We start from the raw sequence: 14,912 nt of genomic DNA, 5'->3' as shown, positions 1-14,912 counted from the left end.
TGTGACGATCTGCGGATCATTGAGGCATTTTATCAAGAAAAGATCGCGGACTTCAACTCCTCAAGGGTTGGGATTGAATCGGCAGCCCCCTTGCGTGTCGTCGCAAGAGCCGCGGCATGGACAGCCATATCAACCGCGCGTTCAATCGATTGCCCCGTTGCAAGCGCCGCCGCAAAAGTGCCATTGAAACAATCACCTGCGGCGACAGTATCGATGGCGTCAACCTTTGGAGCGACCTGCTGCCCGCTTTGCCCGTTGATAAACCATGCGACACCCATTTCACCCATGGTCACAATGGCTCCACGTGCTCCGAATTCTTCAAGCTTGCGTGCTGCCTCTAAAGCTTCACTCAAATTGCGCGGCTCATAACCCGTGATCAGCTTGGCTTCATGAGCATTGGGTGTGAGAACATCAAAGGCTTCCAGCGCCTCAGATGTCCAAAACGGAATCGGCGCGGGCGCAGGATCCATGACAACCATCGCCCCAGCTGCGCGGGCAATTTCGGCGGCACGGCGCGAAGCCTCGAACGGAATTTCGTTTTGCAGCAGCAAGATTTTGCTCTTTGCGATTTCATCGGCATGCTCATCAATGGCCGCCACAGACAACGACGCATTTGCCCCAGCACTCAGGCGAATGATATTACCACCATGCAAGTCCACATCGATAAAAGCCATACCCGTGGCGCGATCAGTTTGCGTCGACAGAACCGAATTGACACCGTAAGACTTTAGTCGCGCCTCGGCATCGGCGCCAAAGGCGTCAGCGCCAATCGCACCGATAATTGTCGTCTGCGAGCCCATCCGACAGGCCGCAACGGCTTGATTGGCCCCCTTGCCGCCCAAAGTGATTTGCGTGTGCAACGTGGCAACGGTTTCGCCCACTTGTGGCCAACGTTCTAAATAGGATGTAAGGTCAATATTGATACTTCCGACAACTGTTACTGCGCTCAAAACGGAACTCCACTGACGAGGATCAAATTATTATACGGGGTACAATCACCTGTTCTGATGATGGCTTTCGCCTGGCCCGTGCGGGTTTTGAAATCTACGTGAGGCAGGCCTGTAATCACGGTGTCCTTGCTGTGTTCCGCGCCCCAATCAATGGCGAATTCACACAACTGTTTCTGCAACGAGGCTGATGCCTCACTCGCATGGACCGCCGCCTCAATCACAAGCTCTGTGCGCAAAGCCGCCAGAACATCCATCACTGTTGGGATGCCTGGACTGACGGCCAAATCAATGACCATCACCCCATCGGGCACAGGTAAACCCGCATCCGCGACAACGATTTCATCCATATGCCCAAGCGATGCCACCAAAGCACTCAAATGTCGGTTTAAAAGATGTCCGCTTTTCATCGCGACGACAACTTTGCGCGGTAGTGATCTAAAATGACAGCAATGATAATCACCACACCAGTGATCATTTGGCGCATAAAATCACTGAGGCCAATAAGGATAAGTCCGTTGGCCAAAACCCCGATGATGAACGCGCCCAAAAGTGTTCCGATCACCGATCCGCGCCCGCCAGCGAGACTGGTCCCACCGATGATGACGGCGGCGATGGCATTCAATTCAAAACCGATCCCAGCAATCGGGCTAGAGATGCTCAGCCGCGCCATATAAACGATAGCTGCGATGCCAGCCGTTGCCCCACAAATCGTGAAGGCCGCGACTTTGTACCAAAACACTGGATGCCCCGCCAAACGCACCGCTTCCTCATTATTGCCAATGCCGTAAATCAAGCGCCCAAAGACTGTGCGGTTGAGCACAAACCACGCGATGAGAACCAGAAATAAGGCGAGCAAAAACACGACCGGCACGCCGAAAATCAACATCGATCCGAACTCTTCGAACGCGTAGGGAAACGAATAAATCGTCTGCGCTCCAGAGACCTGCAAAGCGGCCCCACGGGCAATATTGAGCATGCCGAGCGTAATAATAAAGGACGGCAAAGCCCAGTAAGCGCTTAACACCCCGTTCAAAACACCGCAAATCAACCCAGCGAACAGACCTGCGGCAATCGCCAACAAGATCAGTTCCGCTGTACCAAGACCTGACAGCGTGATCGCCTTACCCGCTATCACAGCAGCAAAGGCCATGACCGATCCAACCGACAAATCAATACCGCCGATCAAAATCACAAACGTCATACCCACGGCCAATATTAAATTGATGGTGATCTGCGTCAGAATATTGGTGATGTTGTTTGGCGACAAAAAGAATTCCGTCGTCACAGAGAAAAACAAGATCAACACAAGCAGTGCCAAGCCTATCCCTGCATTGTTTACGATTGATTTGAAAGAGAATGGACTTGGCTTGGCCAAGACATCCTGGGTTTCATGTGCACTCACGAGGTAGGTCCTTTCGGCGTGTCAGATTGACCGTAGGCCAGTTTTAAAATGGCTTCTTGGTGATAGTTTTCTGGCAATAGGCTGCCTTGGACGCTGTGTTCGGACATCACAAGCATCCTGTCAGTCAGCGTGATCAGTTCGGGCAACTCTGACGACACAACGATCATAGACATGCCTTGCGCTGCCAAGTCTTTCAGAATGGCATAGATTTCAGCCTTAGCGCCAACATCCACACCGCGTGTGGGTTCGTCCAGCAACAGGATTTCTGGGTTTGATGCCAGCCATTTGGCCAGCACAACCTTTTGCTGATTGCCTCCCGACAGGCTTGACGCGGGATCAGCGACCGAGCCGCATTTCAATTTAAGCCGCGCGCCGCCAGCTTTGGCCATGTCGCGTTCTTTGCTCAGGTTCATCAGCCCCTTACTTGATACCTCTTTAATGCTGACAAGCGATGTATTGGTCGCAATCGGCATGTCCAAAATCAAACCTTCATCTTTGCGATCTTCGGTTACAAATCCAATCCCCGCGGCGATGGCATCAGCCGGATTACAAATCGCAATGGGTTTACCTGCGCGATAAATTTGACCCGATTGAATAGGATCAGCGCCAAAAATCGCGCGCAGCACTTCGGTGCGCCCTGCGCCAACCAAACCGGCAATTCCCAAAATTTCACCACGGCGCAATTCAAACGAAATGCCGCCCGCATGGGTGTTGGCAACAGTGCGCAGATCTTCGACGGCCAAAACGACATCATCGCCAATGCCTGTGTTCGGTTCTTTGACCTGTTCTAGTAAAGTGCGCCCGACCATATGACGCACGACGCCTTCGGGCGATGTCTCGGATATCTCCTCGGTGGCAATCGTCGCGCCGTTGCGAAAAACGGTCACGCGGTCACAAATCGCAAAGACTTCGTTGAGATGATGCGACACAAACACAACCGTCACGCCCTTGGCTTTGATGTCGGCGACGATATCAAACAGACGCGATGTTTCGCGCTCTGTCAGCGTCGCGGTTGGTTCGTCTAAAATAAGAATACGGCTTTCGGTTTGAAGCGCGCGTGCAATTTCAATCAGTTGACGGTGCGCGATGCCCAAGCGGCTGACGGGCATATCCACATCAACATCACTCAACCCAATGGCATCCAGCGCATGACGGGCGCGGCGTTTCATTTCAACACGGTCCAGCAGACCAAAGCGTCCACGCGGAAAGGCTTCGATCGAAATATTTTCAGCGACGCTTAAATCTGTCAGCAGATTGAATTCTTGATGCACAACCTGAATGCCTGCAGCTTTGGCAAACTGCGGATCAGATGGCACGAAAGGCTGCCCCGCCAATGTGATGACGCCCGCGTCGTATTTGTGAACGCCCGTCAAAACCTTGATCAAGGTCGATTTTCCCGCACCATTTTCGCCAACAAGTGCATGAACCTCACCCGCTTTCAAAGAAAAGCTTACCCCACTGAGCGCATGGACCCCGCCAAAGGACTTTCGCAAACCGCTCACATCTAACAGCAAGTCGGCGTCTTGTGGGGAATGTAGCGCATGTGCCATCGAATAGAGTTCCATATTAGGAGCAAACAGGGGATATCGGATGCGCACTCGACACCGAAATGCCGAGTGCGGGGAGAATTACTTCGCAGTAACCAACTGGATTTCGGTTTTCACCCAACCTTCAAGATCAGGTCCACCCGCAACGATACCAAGCGCAAGATCAATTGAATCTGCCGCCATACGTGTGCCGAACTGATCCACAGTCGCCAACATCCGGCCATCGGCGATCATCGGTCCAACCGCTGGAATATTGTCAAACCCAACAACAAGAATGTCAGTGCGCCCAGCAGATTCCAAAGCTTTGACAACGCCAACAGCCATTGAATCATTTGCCGCCATAACGCCCTGAATGTCAGGGTGCGCGGTCAACATGGTTGAGAACACCTGATTGGCTTCCTCAGTTTCCCAATGCGCTGTGCGGCTGTCGAGCAGATCAAGTTTGTATTCTGCAACAGTGTCTTCAAATCCAAGGCGACGCTCAGTTGCGTTATCCGCACCGGGGTTGCCTTCGATGATCACAACCTTGGCCCCCTCGCCCAAAGCTTGCGCCAATGCGTCACCAGCCATCTTTGCGCCGCCGCGATTATCTGGACCAACAAAGGCCAATTCTAGGCCTTGTTGCGCTTTCGCGTCAGCATCAAGTGCCACGTCAAAGTTCACGACTTTGATCCCTGCTGCGATGGCGCGTTTGACTGGGCGCACCATGGCGCGACTGTCTGCTGGCGCGATGACAATCGCATCAACACCACGGGTGATGAAGTTATCAACGGCGTTGATCTGTGCTTCAAAATCCGTCTCGTTTTGCATGCCAACGGCGATCAATTCATAGTCTCCACGGGCTTTGACGTGTTCTTCCGCGCCAACCATCATGTTTTGAAAGAATTCATTGGCCAGTGATTTCATCACAAGTCCGACGACGGGCTTATCTTGGGCCATAACGGCTGTTGTAGACAAAAGAATACCGGTCACTGCCGCGGCAGCGAAGTTCATGAGCTTCATAAGAGCCTCCCTAATTTACGTTGATCGCCTTGCTTCCTCTGCAGCGCGATGAACAGGACTTGATCATGCAGGATCACAAAAATATGTCAATATGAAACGTTTCATTTTTGCCAATTTCAAAGCGCCTAACACTTGGGACATATCTCATAAGATCAAATAAAAATTGGATTTTAATGCCAAATTTGTAAATCGAAATCATCGAAAAAATTGCCCTCAAAACACTCTTATATTTCCCTAAGGTCAACCACGCGAGGCCGATCGTGCTTTGAGATTTAGGAATCACCTCGATAGACATTATCCCTTAAGGAAACATTCAGTCCGGGAGGCGGCATATCAATCTTGTGCCTAACCAGCTTTATACCCGTAAAAAGTCGTGATCTGTGCCTTCGCCAAATATACCGCGATATTGGTTGAGTTCGGGGATAAAATTGATGCTGGATCGCTGTGTCGCCTTATGAGGGATTTTGTTGACCCGACACCAAAAGCTGTGAACAGTCGAGACAATCACCGAAAGCACCTGAACCAAATGTATAAGTCGAACCAGTTTAACCCCATGCTGTCAGAGCACCTCGACCTGTTTACCCTGTGTCAAAGCGAAACAGCCGAAAAACTGGGCATTCACAACATGCCCCAAGATGCCGATGTGATCGAGAATTTGAGGCAGCTTTGTCTCAATGTGCTAAATCCGGCGATTGTCCATTTTGATTTGCCCTTGTTCGTCACCAGCGGATACCGTTGCCCTCAACTGAATACAGAGGTCGGCGGGCTGGCGAACTCGCAGCATCTTTTAGGCCAAGCCGCAGATATTATGATGGGCGGAATCCGCAACGATCAGCTTGCCAAATGGATTATCGACAACACAGATTTCGATGAAGTCATTCTTGAAAAATTTGATCCTGACAGTGGTGAATATGGCTGGGTCCACGCATCCTACAATACAAATAATAACAGAAACCGCGTGACAACCTTTGATGGAACGACATTCCATGAAGGGTTCCACTATTTCGATCTGAGCAAGACCAATTAAGTTGCCCCTCCTTTTACAAAGCAACAACCATAGTGATTGCCAAAGCTGGATCTGTCGATCCTCTGCGTCACAGTAAACATCATGGACAGTTTGGATCTTCGCGTTTGACACCTAACAATGTTCGGATTTGAAGAATCAAATATCCTCAAACCAAGGACAGCTTTAAGTGAGCAGTCCCTATTCACAGCTATGAAAGAATAAGATGCTCCCCGTTCTCAAGGGGCTGAGACTCTTAAATTTAAACAATATTTCAATGCATTGCGTAAATTTACAGAAAATTGAAACGAAGCAAACATGACAGTTGTTTACAAAACGAAACTTGTGTGCCCAATATGGGATACTAATCAAGTATACTAGTCTGCATCATCGATGGCAGTCTGTTATAGTCTGGGAGGACACCATGTTTAATTTCAAATCAACTGCGGCATTTGCCGTTGGCGCTATTGCTGCGACTGCTATGATGGCAACCTCGGTTTCCGCTGAAACCGCATTGCGCGGCGCAAGCTTGTTCGACGAAGAACACGCCTACACAAAAACACTGCGCGAATTCGAACGTCTGGTCACAGAGAACTATGATGGCGATGTGTCCTTTGACGTCAGCCTGAACGGCGAGCTTGGCGACGAAAGCGATTTCGTGACCTTCTTGCAGCAAGGTGTTGCGATCGATTACGCAGTCATGGCACCGTCCAACATGGCGACATTCGCACCCTCTATCCCGTTGATGGATATGCCGTTCTTGTTCCGCGACCTTGATCACTGGAACACAGCCCTGTCCAGCGGCGTTATGGCGCCTCTCGAAGCAGAGCTTCTTGAAAAAGCAAACATCCGCATCATCGGTTACGCAGGCGGCGGCGTTCGCAATCTTGCGTCTGCAAAACCAATTGGCAACCTCGAAGAGCTGACGGGCCACAAAATGCGCGTTATGGGCGCGCCGATCCAAGCGAAAACATTCGCTGCGCTCCAAGCTTCACCTGCTGCGATCGCATACAACGAAGTGTACAACGCGATCCAGACTGGCGTGATCGGTGGCTTTGAAAACGAAGCGGCATCGATCCAGAACCTCAAGTTCTACGAAGTTGCGCCGAACATCACATTGACACGTCACGCGATCACAGTGCGCCCCTTGGTGATGTCTGAAAGCACATTCTCTAAACTTGATGCTGACCTTCAAGCGGCGGTTCTGAAAGCTGGCGCCGAAGCTGGTGCCTTCGGTCGTGAGTTGGAAAGCCGTCAAGACGGTGAAAAAATGCAAGAAATGATCGATGCCGGTCAGGTTATGGTTCAAGAATTCGAAGGCCGTGACAAATTGCTCGAGATGGTTATCCCAGTTCAAGACGCTTACGCAGCTGAACTTGGTGCGACTGAACTTTTGAACGCAATCCGCGCTCAATAAGAACACTTTACACAGCATGATTGTCGGCGCCCATTCACGGCGCCGACATGTCTTTGAGGGTTAGGGGATTAAAATGATTGGACGGATGCTTGATCAGCTTTGTAATGGGCTGAGAGTATTATTGGGCACGCTGATTGCCCTTCTCGCTATTCCGGTCGGAATGCAGGTTTTGGCGCGTTACACAGGCGTGATTCCCGTGTATCTCTGGACAGAAGAACTGGCCACATTCATCTTTGTTTGGACAGTTATGATTGGTGCAATGATTGCGGTTTGGGATGGATCACATTTTGATGTGCGCGTCATCCCCGATGCCAAAAGCCCTTTGCTGACCTTGCTGCAAAACGGGTTCGTTTTGGTTATGATCCTCGCCTTCGCACTTGTTTTCACGTGGTACGGCATTGAGTATGCAAAATTCGGCTACATCCAGAATTCCGTGATGATGCGGGCCAATATGTTGATCACCTATATCTCGCTTCCGATCACTGGCGCAGTCTGGTTTTTGTTCGCAGGGTACCGGCTTTTTGAAGCCATTCAAATCTATAAAAACAGGGCGGTAACCGCAGCATGATTATTACAACTGGCCTCGCCTGTGCCATTCTAGTGGGCGGCTTCATTTTCTTGGTTGCGCTCCGCATTCCCGTAGCTTTTGCACTTGCGATTGCAACGGTGCCTATCGTGGCGCTAGAACTGCGCCTAACCCCGTTCATTGTGTTGGACCGGATGTTCCAATCCTATAATTCATTCATCTTGCTTGCTGTGCCGTTCTTCTTGCTGGCTGCGAACCTAATGAATTCCGGCAAAGTGACGGACAAACTGATTGAGCTGTCACGCGTCTTAACTGGCTGGATGCCCGGTGGTTTGGGTCACGTCAATGTTGCCGTGTCCATGCTGTTTGCAGGTATTTCAGGTTCGTCCACCGCTGATGCGGCAGGTTGCGGCAAGATCTTGATCCCAGCGATGATCAAAGAGGGCTACGACCGTCGTTTCGCCATCGCGATCACCGCCTGTTCCTCAGTCATGGGCGTGATTATCCCTCCATCGATCCTGATGATCGTTTGGGGCGGCGTCATGCAAACCTCTGTGGGGGCGCTGTTCCTTGCGGGGGCTGTTCCTGGGATTATGATCGGCCTTGCATTGATGGCGACGGTTTACTGCTATGCAAAAATCTACAACTATCCAATCATTGGCAAACCGACACCTGCCGAAATCTGGAATGCGTTTAGAGGCGCGTTCCTTGCCATGCTCACGCCAGTCTTTGTGATTGGCGGCATTGTCGGCGGTATCGTAACACCAACAGAAAGCGCGATCATTGCAGCGGGGTATTCACTTATTCTCGGAATGTTTGTCTATCGTTCGATCACGGTCAAAGACCTCGGCCACATCTTTTACGACACTGGGCGGTTTGCTTCGATCTCACTTTTTGCAATCGGCTCGGCCTCTGCGTTTGGCTGGTTACTGGCCTTTTACCACGTGCCGCAATTGGTCGTGGACACGATGACCAGCCTTGAATTCGGGCCCTTCGGAACTGCGCTTGTAATTGCAGGTCTGTTCTTGTTCTTTGGTCTGTTCATCGACGCGATCCCGACAATCATCATCCTTGGCACAGTTCTTTTACCAGTTGCGACAGCCGCCGATATTCATCCGGTTGTTTTTGCAATCATCGGTATCGTATCGCTGGCTTTTGGTTTGGTGACGCCACCTTACGGATTGTGTCTGCTGATATCGGCCTCGATTGGGGGCATGAATGTCGTTCAGGTCATGAAAGAGGTCTGCATCATCTTGCTGCCGATGCTGTTGATTTTGTTGTTGATTATCATTTTCCCAAATATCGCGCTTTGGCTGCCGCAAATGTTGATGCCTGAAACGTTCAACTAAGATAATCGCACAGCTCCACAACTTTAAAAACAACGCCATGCATCCTCACCGATGTGTGGCGTTTTCGATTCAGGCCCCTTTAAAATCTGAGCATTAACCAGACATAAGAAAAATAACCCCTTAGGGTTTAAATCCATTGTTTCATATTGCCCTGCGAATGAACCAAACCAGCATTGACATAAAATAGATCAAAAATGGGGTACTATCAGATGAAAATGGGTTTTGTTGGGCTTGGAAATGTTGGTGGAAAACTGGCAGGGAGCTTGTTGCGCAACGGGCATGACCTCACGGTTCTAGACCTCAACGCCGACTTGGTCGCTGGCTTTGTCGCCAAAGGCGCGAAGGCTGCGGACAGCCCAGCAGCGTTGATGCAAGCCTGCGACGCCGTCATCACCTGTCTGCCCTCTCCTGCCGCTTGCGCCGCCGTTGTTGAAGAAATGATCCCCTTTGTTGAGACCGGAAAAATCTGGATGGAAATGTCGACGACTGAGGTCTCAGAAGTCAAACGACTGGCGGCCCTTGTGACTGAAAAAGGCGGCACAGCGATTGAATGCCCAGTCTCTGGCGGCTGTCACCGCGCTGATACTGGCAATATCTCGATCTTTGCAGGCGCCGATCGTGCGACCTTTGAACGTATGTTGCCGATCCTGACAACCTTGGGCCGCCGCGTTTTGCACACTGGCGAGATCGGGTCTGCCTCAACATTGAAGGTTATGACAAACTATCTGGCGACAGCAAACTTGCTGACCTGTTGCGAAGCTTTGGTCACGATGAAAGCCGTGGGCATAGACATGAACACCACCTATGAGGCAATGAAAATCAGCTCAGGCACATCATTTGTGCATGAAACCGAAAGCCAAGTGATTTTGAACGGGTCGCGCGACATTTCCTTTACTATGGACCTTGTGAAAAAAGACATCGGCCTGTTTCAAAAGCTGGCAGAAGACGCGAATGTACCGCTTGAGATCAGCCCCTTAATGGTCGAGATTTTCAACGATGGCATCGCGAAATATGGTGAACGTGAATTGTCACCCAACATCATTCGCCGCCTTGAAGACGCAACAGGTCTGGACGTCACGGCAACAGGGTTCCCGTTGGAATTGACCGACGATGAACCCGAAGAGCAAGGCTATGAAGTGATCCCAACCGGTTTGAGCAAGCCCATTTTGGCGGATTGATACCGTCAACTTGAACAGCACTCATAGCGAGTCACATGGCATAAAAAAACGGCGCAGAACCTCTGCGCCGTTTTTCGTTTTAAGGTTAGGCTGCTTACGCCGTGAACGGAGGGCGTACCTTTATTTCCAGGTAGTCTTCCAATCCAAACACACCACCTTCACGGCCATTGCCGGACTGCTTGTAACCGCCAAATGGTGATCCGTAATCAGGGCCACGTCCGTTGATCTGGATCGTTCCCGCACGCAACCGACGCACAACACGCGACACCCGCGCCTCGTCACTCGATTGAATATAAGCGGCAAGACCGTAGTCTGTGTCATTGGCCATTTTGATCGCGTCTTCTTCACTGTCAAATGGCGTGATGACCAAAACGGGGCCAAAGATTTCTTCGCGTGAAATGCGCATGTCGTGGTCTACATCGCAAAAAATTGTTGGCTTCACATACCAACCCGTTTCCAAACCTTCAGGCTTGCCAAGACCGCCAACCAAAACGCGTGCGCCTTCGTCGATGCCGATTTTGATCATCGCTTGCACGCGATCGTATTGGATTTTGTCAAAGACAGGCCCGATATGATCGCCTTGTTGCGCAGGATCGCCAACGGCTTGCGCCTCGCCTGCGGCTTTCGCGATTTCCAAAACCTCGTCGTAACAGCTGCGCTCGACCAACAGACGCGTTGGCGCGTTGCACGATTGACCTGTATTGTAAAAGCAGCCCTGAACGCTTTCGGTGACACGCTTGTTCAAATCGGCATCTGCGAACACAAGGTTGGGGGATTTTCCGCCAAGTTCCAGCGTCACGCGTTTCACACCATCAGCCGCATCTTTGGACACAGCCGTGCCTGCGCGGGTAGACCCCGTGAAAGACATCATGGCGATATCAGGGTGGCGCGACATGGCGGAACCAACGGAAATGCCATCACCTTGCACCAAGTTGAATACGCCCGCGGGATAGCCTGCGGCCTCGACGATTTCTGCATAGATTTGTGCGGAAATGGGCGTGTGCTCAGATGGCTTTAAAACACAGGTGGCACCTGTCGCCAAAGCTGGCACGACTTTCAACGCGATTTGATTGATCGGCCAGTTCCAAGGCGTGATCAAGCCGCAGACACCGATGGGTTCGCGCGAGATGATGTCACCGTTTGGCAGAACTTCTTCGTCGTCCAAATTTTTGAGCGCTGCAATAAAATCATCGAGATGGCCCAAACCAGACTGCGCTTGCACGTCCAACGACATTGTCGCGGGCGCCCCCATTTCGGATGTCATCGCAGCGGCCAAATCGCCCAAACGGTCGATTGTGGCAACGCGCAGGTTTTCAAGCAAAGCAAGGCGTTCGGCTTTTGTTGTCATCGAAAATGTCTCGAAAGCGCGCTTTGCTGCGGCAACAGCGCGATCAACATCTTCGGAATTGCCCATAGACACGGTCCCGATTTGGGAGGCTGTCGCAGGGTTCATGATCGGCATTGTGGCGTCGGACGCTGGATCAACCCAAGCGCCATCGATGTAGAATTTATTCAGTGTCAGCATGATGTGGTTTCCTCAAGACTGGCTATAGATGGATAGCTATGGGGTGACTGGCAATTCTGCCATTTCAATATGCAATTCTGTGCCTTCATAAGGCATTTTAGCGATGGCTTCATCATCCAATTCCAACCCCAAGCCAGGGCTGGTGGGGGGAATGACATAACCATTTTCCCAAGTGATCTCGCCTTTAACAGCACTCATATAAGGTCCATCAAATGTCCCTATGCTTTCAAGGACAAGAAAATTTGGACTGCAGGTCGCAATCTGAATATTGGCAGCCGCAACAATCGGCCCACAATACAGGTGAGGTGCGATTTGCGCAGATCGCGTTTCAGCCATCGATGCGATTTTCTTGGCTTCCAACAGCCCGCCAACGCGGCCCAGATTGATCTGCAAAATAGACGCAGCACTGGCTTCTAACATGCGTGCGAATTCGTGCTTGGTGCACAACCGTTCGCCTGCGGCGACAGGGATCGAGGTAAAGCTTGCGACCTGCGCCATATCCACCGGATTTTCGGGCGGTAGAGGTTCTTCGAACCAAAGCGGGTCAAACTCTTCAAGCGCACGTGCCATACGTTTCGCCCCCGACACCGTGAACTGACCATGAGTGCCAAACAACAGGTCGGCACGATCACCAACAGCTTCGCGGATATCCCGACAAAACGCCACACTGCGCGTGATGTCTTCTCGCCGTGGTTGATGTCCGTCATAGATGGAAAACGGCCCAGCAGGATCAAATTTAAGGGCCGTAAACCCCTGTTCAACCATGCCAAGCGCCACTTCGGCGGCGATGGATGAATCGTTATAGGCATTGGGCAAGCTCGGATCAGGGTACACATCACCAGCGGGGGGATAGATATAGGAATAGCTGCGCAAACGATCATGCACACGCCCGCCCAGAAGCTCATATGCTGGCAAGTCAGCCGCCTTGCCGATGATGTCCCAACAGGCCATCTCTAGTCCGCTGAACACGCCCATCACGCTGACATCGGGGCGCTGGGTGAAACCTGCGCCATAGGATTTGCGAAACAGGACCTCGATATGATGCGGATCGGCCCCATCGAAATGACGGCCAAACATGTCGCGCGCCATAGCGCAGCACAGATCAGGCCCGAATGTGGCGTTGTAAATCTCGCCAACGCCGGTGATCCCACAAGCCGTCGTAAGGCGCACAAAAATAAAATAGCGCCCGCCGTGACGCGGGGGTGGATTTCCAACCACAAAGGTTTCTAGCTTCTCCAGTTTCATAGAGAATCCTCCAAAATCAAGTCTGCAGCACGCATCGCCAACATCATTGTCGGCGCGTTTGTATTGCCTGAGGTTATGTTCGGGAATGCAGAGGCATCAACGACACGCAAGCCCGCCACGCCATGAACGCGCAGCCTTGCGTCAAGCACCGAATCCCCACGATCACGCCCCATCCGACAGGTGCATGTCGGGTGATATACCGTTTTGGCGCGGTCTTGGAAATCATCCAACAATGCGGCATCATCTAAGACCATCAAATCTGGCGCTTTGGCTGCTGTCGTCACCGCTTGCAGGCTGGCCGTTTTGGCAAAGCGCTGCAAGGTTCGCCCCGCGCGAATGGCGGACGCTTTATCATCTTCGGTGCTTAGCGATTGCGGATTGATGATTGGCGCATCTTGGGGCGATGCGGATGCGATCTCAATCGAGCCAAGGCTTGTGGGTCGACAAGGCTGCGCAGAAATCTGATACCCCGCGGACGGATCGACAACGGTCTTGCCAGAGGCGGATTCACCATAGGAAACGGGGTTGAAATAAAGCTGCATATCGGGCACCTCACGGTCAGGATCAGAGCGCACGAAACCACCGACTTGGTTGACAGGAACCGCCAGCGGCCCTTTACGGGTGAACACATATTTCGCGCCAGCATATAATTTTCCAACGGTCCGCCCCAGCGTATTGTTCAAGGTCGCTCTATTCGTTTGAAATTGATAGGACACCGCCAGATGATCTTGAAGACCACGCCCGACCTGCGGCACGTCATGCACGATCTCAACGCCGTGACGACGCAACAAATCTGCTGGGCCAATGCCGGAAAGCTGTAACAGCTTTGGCGAATTGATTGCGCCCGCACAAACGATCACTTCTTTGCGCGCCCTCGCCTGTTGATGCTGTGCGCCGCGATGGAATGCGACGCCAGTGATTTTACCATTCTCACTCATCAAACGATCGACCATAGCATTTCGGATGACGCATAGGTTCGCGCGGCGTTCGGCTGGGCGCAAAAAAGCATCCGCAGACGACCAGCGACGACCATTTCGCACAGTGCTGCGGTAATAGCCAATCCCATCCACATCAGGCGCATTCATATCCGAAATGACAGGATAATTTGCATCCTGTGCTGCCTTTAAAAAATGATCGGAAAACGCAGACATTTGATCTGACAAATCAGACACGACAACCGGACCATCTCCGCGTGTCTGACGCCCTGTTGGGGTAAGTTCTGAATGGGTTTCAATCCGCTCATAAACGGTTTTCACGCTGTCCCAATCCCAGCCTTGCGCGCCAGATTGGGCCCAATCATCATAGTCATGCGCCAACCCGCGCACATAAGCCATTGCGTTGATCGACCCCGATCCGCCAATCACTTTGCCGCGCGGCCAAGAAATCGAACGTCCTTTCAATCCCGCATCCGGTGCGGTGTGATAGCCCCAGTTCAAGGCGGGGTTTGTGACGTTAATCGCATAACCAAGAGGCACTTTTATCCAAAACTGCGCGTCGCTGTCGCCCCCTTCGAGCAAGAGAACTTTGTACCGTCCGCATTCGGTCAACCGATTGGCCAGAACGCAGCCCGCAGAGCCTGCACCGACAATCACAAAGTCGAAATTTGAAAAATCCATAATGATCGCCCACCTGCTCTTGGACTTTCATAAACAGCGCCAAAGGCCCCAGTTGCAAACAAATGGATTTGCACCAATGGGGTAAAAAAAATTGACCATCAAGGATTGATCAACAAAACAAATACATGCACTGGTGAGATCACAAAAACGGG

The 14,912-nt window shown here is 51.6% G+C and carries 13 protein-coding genes; 5 read left to right on the top strand and 8 right to left on the bottom strand.

Going from position 1 to position 14,912, the window contains the following annotated elements; translation table 11 throughout:
- Nucleotides 1-32: 32 nt before the first annotated feature.
- The 5 genes from rbsK to KO497_RS10415 all read right to left on the bottom strand — a co-directional run bounded on the left by rbsK (nucleotide 33) and on the right by KO497_RS10415 (nucleotide 4,901).
- Nucleotides 33-950 carry a ribokinase gene (rbsK, locus tag KO497_RS10435; RefSeq protein ID WP_215943913.1) on the bottom strand — a complete coding sequence of 306 codons (918 nt, stop codon included), beginning with the start codon at nucleotides 948-950 and terminating at the stop codon, nucleotides 33-35.
- Nucleotides 947-1,357 carry a D-ribose pyranase gene (gene rbsD, locus KO497_RS10430; protein WP_215943912.1) on the bottom strand — a complete coding sequence of 137 codons (411 nt, stop codon included), beginning with the start codon at nucleotides 1,355-1,357 and terminating at the stop codon, nucleotides 947-949. Before rbsD ends, rbsK begins: the two co-directional genes overlap by 4 nt.
- On the bottom strand, nucleotides 1,354-2,352 hold the full coding sequence (locus KO497_RS10425; protein WP_215943911.1) for an ABC transporter permease: 999 nt from the start codon (nucleotides 2,350-2,352) through the stop codon (nucleotides 1,354-1,356). Before KO497_RS10425 ends, rbsD begins: the two co-directional genes overlap by 4 nt.
- The gene (locus tag KO497_RS10420; protein WP_215943910.1) at nucleotides 2,349-3,902 is read right to left on the bottom strand and encodes a sugar ABC transporter ATP-binding protein; all 1,554 of its coding nucleotides are present in this window, start codon (nucleotides 3,900-3,902) and stop codon (nucleotides 2,349-2,351) included. Before KO497_RS10420 ends, KO497_RS10425 begins: the two co-directional genes overlap by 4 nt.
- A gap of 78 nt (nucleotides 3,903-3,980) precedes the next feature.
- Nucleotides 3,981-4,901 (bottom strand): sugar ABC transporter substrate-binding protein, encoded by a 921-nt coding sequence (locus KO497_RS10415; protein ID WP_215943909.1) that lies wholly within the window; start codon nucleotides 4,899-4,901, stop codon nucleotides 3,981-3,983.
- A 526-nt stretch (nucleotides 4,902-5,427) separates the two neighbouring features.
- On the opposite strand from KO497_RS10415, the gene KO497_RS10410 reads away from it, so the two are divergent.
- From KO497_RS10410 to KO497_RS10390, 5 genes are all read left to right on the top strand, one after another.
- Entirely contained in the window at nucleotides 5,428-5,928 is a 501-nt protein-coding gene (locus KO497_RS10410) for a D-Ala-D-Ala carboxypeptidase family metallohydrolase (RefSeq protein WP_215943908.1), read from the top strand.
- Between the two features lie 400 nt (nucleotides 5,929-6,328).
- On the top strand, nucleotides 6,329-7,321 hold the full coding sequence (locus KO497_RS10405) for a TRAP transporter substrate-binding protein (protein WP_215943907.1): 993 nt from the start codon (nucleotides 6,329-6,331) through the stop codon (nucleotides 7,319-7,321).
- 73 nt (nucleotides 7,322-7,394) lie between these two features.
- Complete coding sequence (locus KO497_RS10400; protein WP_215943906.1) at nucleotides 7,395-7,889, top strand: TRAP transporter small permease; 495 nt, start codon at nucleotides 7,395-7,397, stop codon at nucleotides 7,887-7,889.
- Nucleotides 7,886-9,196 (top strand): TRAP transporter large permease, encoded by a 1,311-nt coding sequence (locus tag KO497_RS10395; protein WP_215943905.1) that lies wholly within the window; start codon nucleotides 7,886-7,888, stop codon nucleotides 9,194-9,196. Before KO497_RS10400 ends, KO497_RS10395 begins: the two co-directional genes overlap by 4 nt.
- Nucleotides 9,197-9,405: 209 nt before the next feature.
- Entirely contained in the window at nucleotides 9,406-10,374 is a 969-nt protein-coding gene (locus KO497_RS10390) for an NAD(P)-dependent oxidoreductase (protein WP_215943904.1), read from the top strand.
- Nucleotides 10,375-10,468: 94 nt separating this feature from the next.
- On the opposite strand, the gene KO497_RS10385 is transcribed toward KO497_RS10390, so the two are convergent.
- From KO497_RS10385 to KO497_RS10375, 3 genes are read right to left on the bottom strand one after another with little or no spacing between them, the layout of a single operon-like run.
- The gene (locus KO497_RS10385) at nucleotides 10,469-11,899 is read right to left on the bottom strand and encodes an aldehyde dehydrogenase family protein (RefSeq protein ID WP_215943903.1); all 1,431 of its coding nucleotides are present in this window, start codon (nucleotides 11,897-11,899) and stop codon (nucleotides 10,469-10,471) included.
- A gap of 36 nt (nucleotides 11,900-11,935) precedes the next feature.
- Entirely contained in the window at nucleotides 11,936-13,144 is a 1,209-nt protein-coding gene (locus KO497_RS10380) for a mandelate racemase/muconate lactonizing enzyme family protein (protein WP_215943902.1), read from the bottom strand.
- A complete protein-coding gene (locus KO497_RS10375; RefSeq protein WP_215943901.1) occupies nucleotides 13,141-14,760 on the bottom strand; it encodes a GMC family oxidoreductase in 1,620 nt (539 codons plus the stop codon). The genes KO497_RS10380 and KO497_RS10375 overlap by 4 nt, the downstream gene beginning before the upstream one ends.
- Nucleotides 14,761-14,912 lie beyond the last annotated feature (152 nt).

Source organism: Pacificibacter marinus (assembly GCF_018860665.1).
GTDB classification, from domain to species: domain Bacteria; phylum Pseudomonadota; class Alphaproteobacteria; order Rhodobacterales; family Rhodobacteraceae; genus Celeribacter; species Celeribacter marinus_A.
Note: the sequence above shows the minus strand (reverse complement) of the source record. Positions and strands in the feature narration are given on the sequence as shown.

Excerpts from the sequence above, each read along its gene's own strand:
- rbsD (WP_215943912.1), bottom strand. The coding sequence starts at position 1,357 with ATGAAAAGCGGACATCTTTTAAACCGACATTTGAGTGCTTTGGTGGCA.
- KO497_RS10420 (WP_215943910.1), bottom strand. The coding sequence starts at position 3,902 with ATGGCACATGCGCTACATTCCCCACAAGACGCCGACTTGCTGTTAGAT.
- KO497_RS10415 (WP_215943909.1), bottom strand. The coding sequence starts at position 4,901 with ATGAAGCTCATGAACTTCGCTGCCGCGGCAGTGACCGGTATTCTTTTG.
- KO497_RS10410 (WP_215943908.1), top strand. The coding sequence starts at position 5,428 with ATGTATAAGTCGAACCAGTTTAACCCCATGCTGTCAGAGCACCTCGAC.
- KO497_RS10405 (WP_215943907.1), top strand. The coding sequence starts at position 6,329 with ATGTTTAATTTCAAATCAACTGCGGCATTTGCCGTTGGCGCTATTGCT.
- KO497_RS10400 (WP_215943906.1), top strand. The coding sequence starts at position 7,395 with ATGATTGGACGGATGCTTGATCAGCTTTGTAATGGGCTGAGAGTATTA.
- KO497_RS10395 (WP_215943905.1), top strand. The coding sequence starts at position 7,886 with ATGATTATTACAACTGGCCTCGCCTGTGCCATTCTAGTGGGCGGCTTC.
- KO497_RS10390 (WP_215943904.1), top strand. The coding sequence starts at position 9,406 with ATGAAAATGGGTTTTGTTGGGCTTGGAAATGTTGGTGGAAAACTGGCA.
- KO497_RS10385 (WP_215943903.1), bottom strand. The coding sequence starts at position 11,899 with ATGCTGACACTGAATAAATTCTACATCGATGGCGCTTGGGTTGATCCA.
- KO497_RS10380 (WP_215943902.1), bottom strand. The coding sequence starts at position 13,144 with ATGAAACTGGAGAAGCTAGAAACCTTTGTGGTTGGAAATCCACCCCCG.
- KO497_RS10375 (WP_215943901.1), bottom strand. The coding sequence starts at position 14,760 with ATGGATTTTTCAAATTTCGACTTTGTGATTGTCGGTGCAGGCTCTGCG.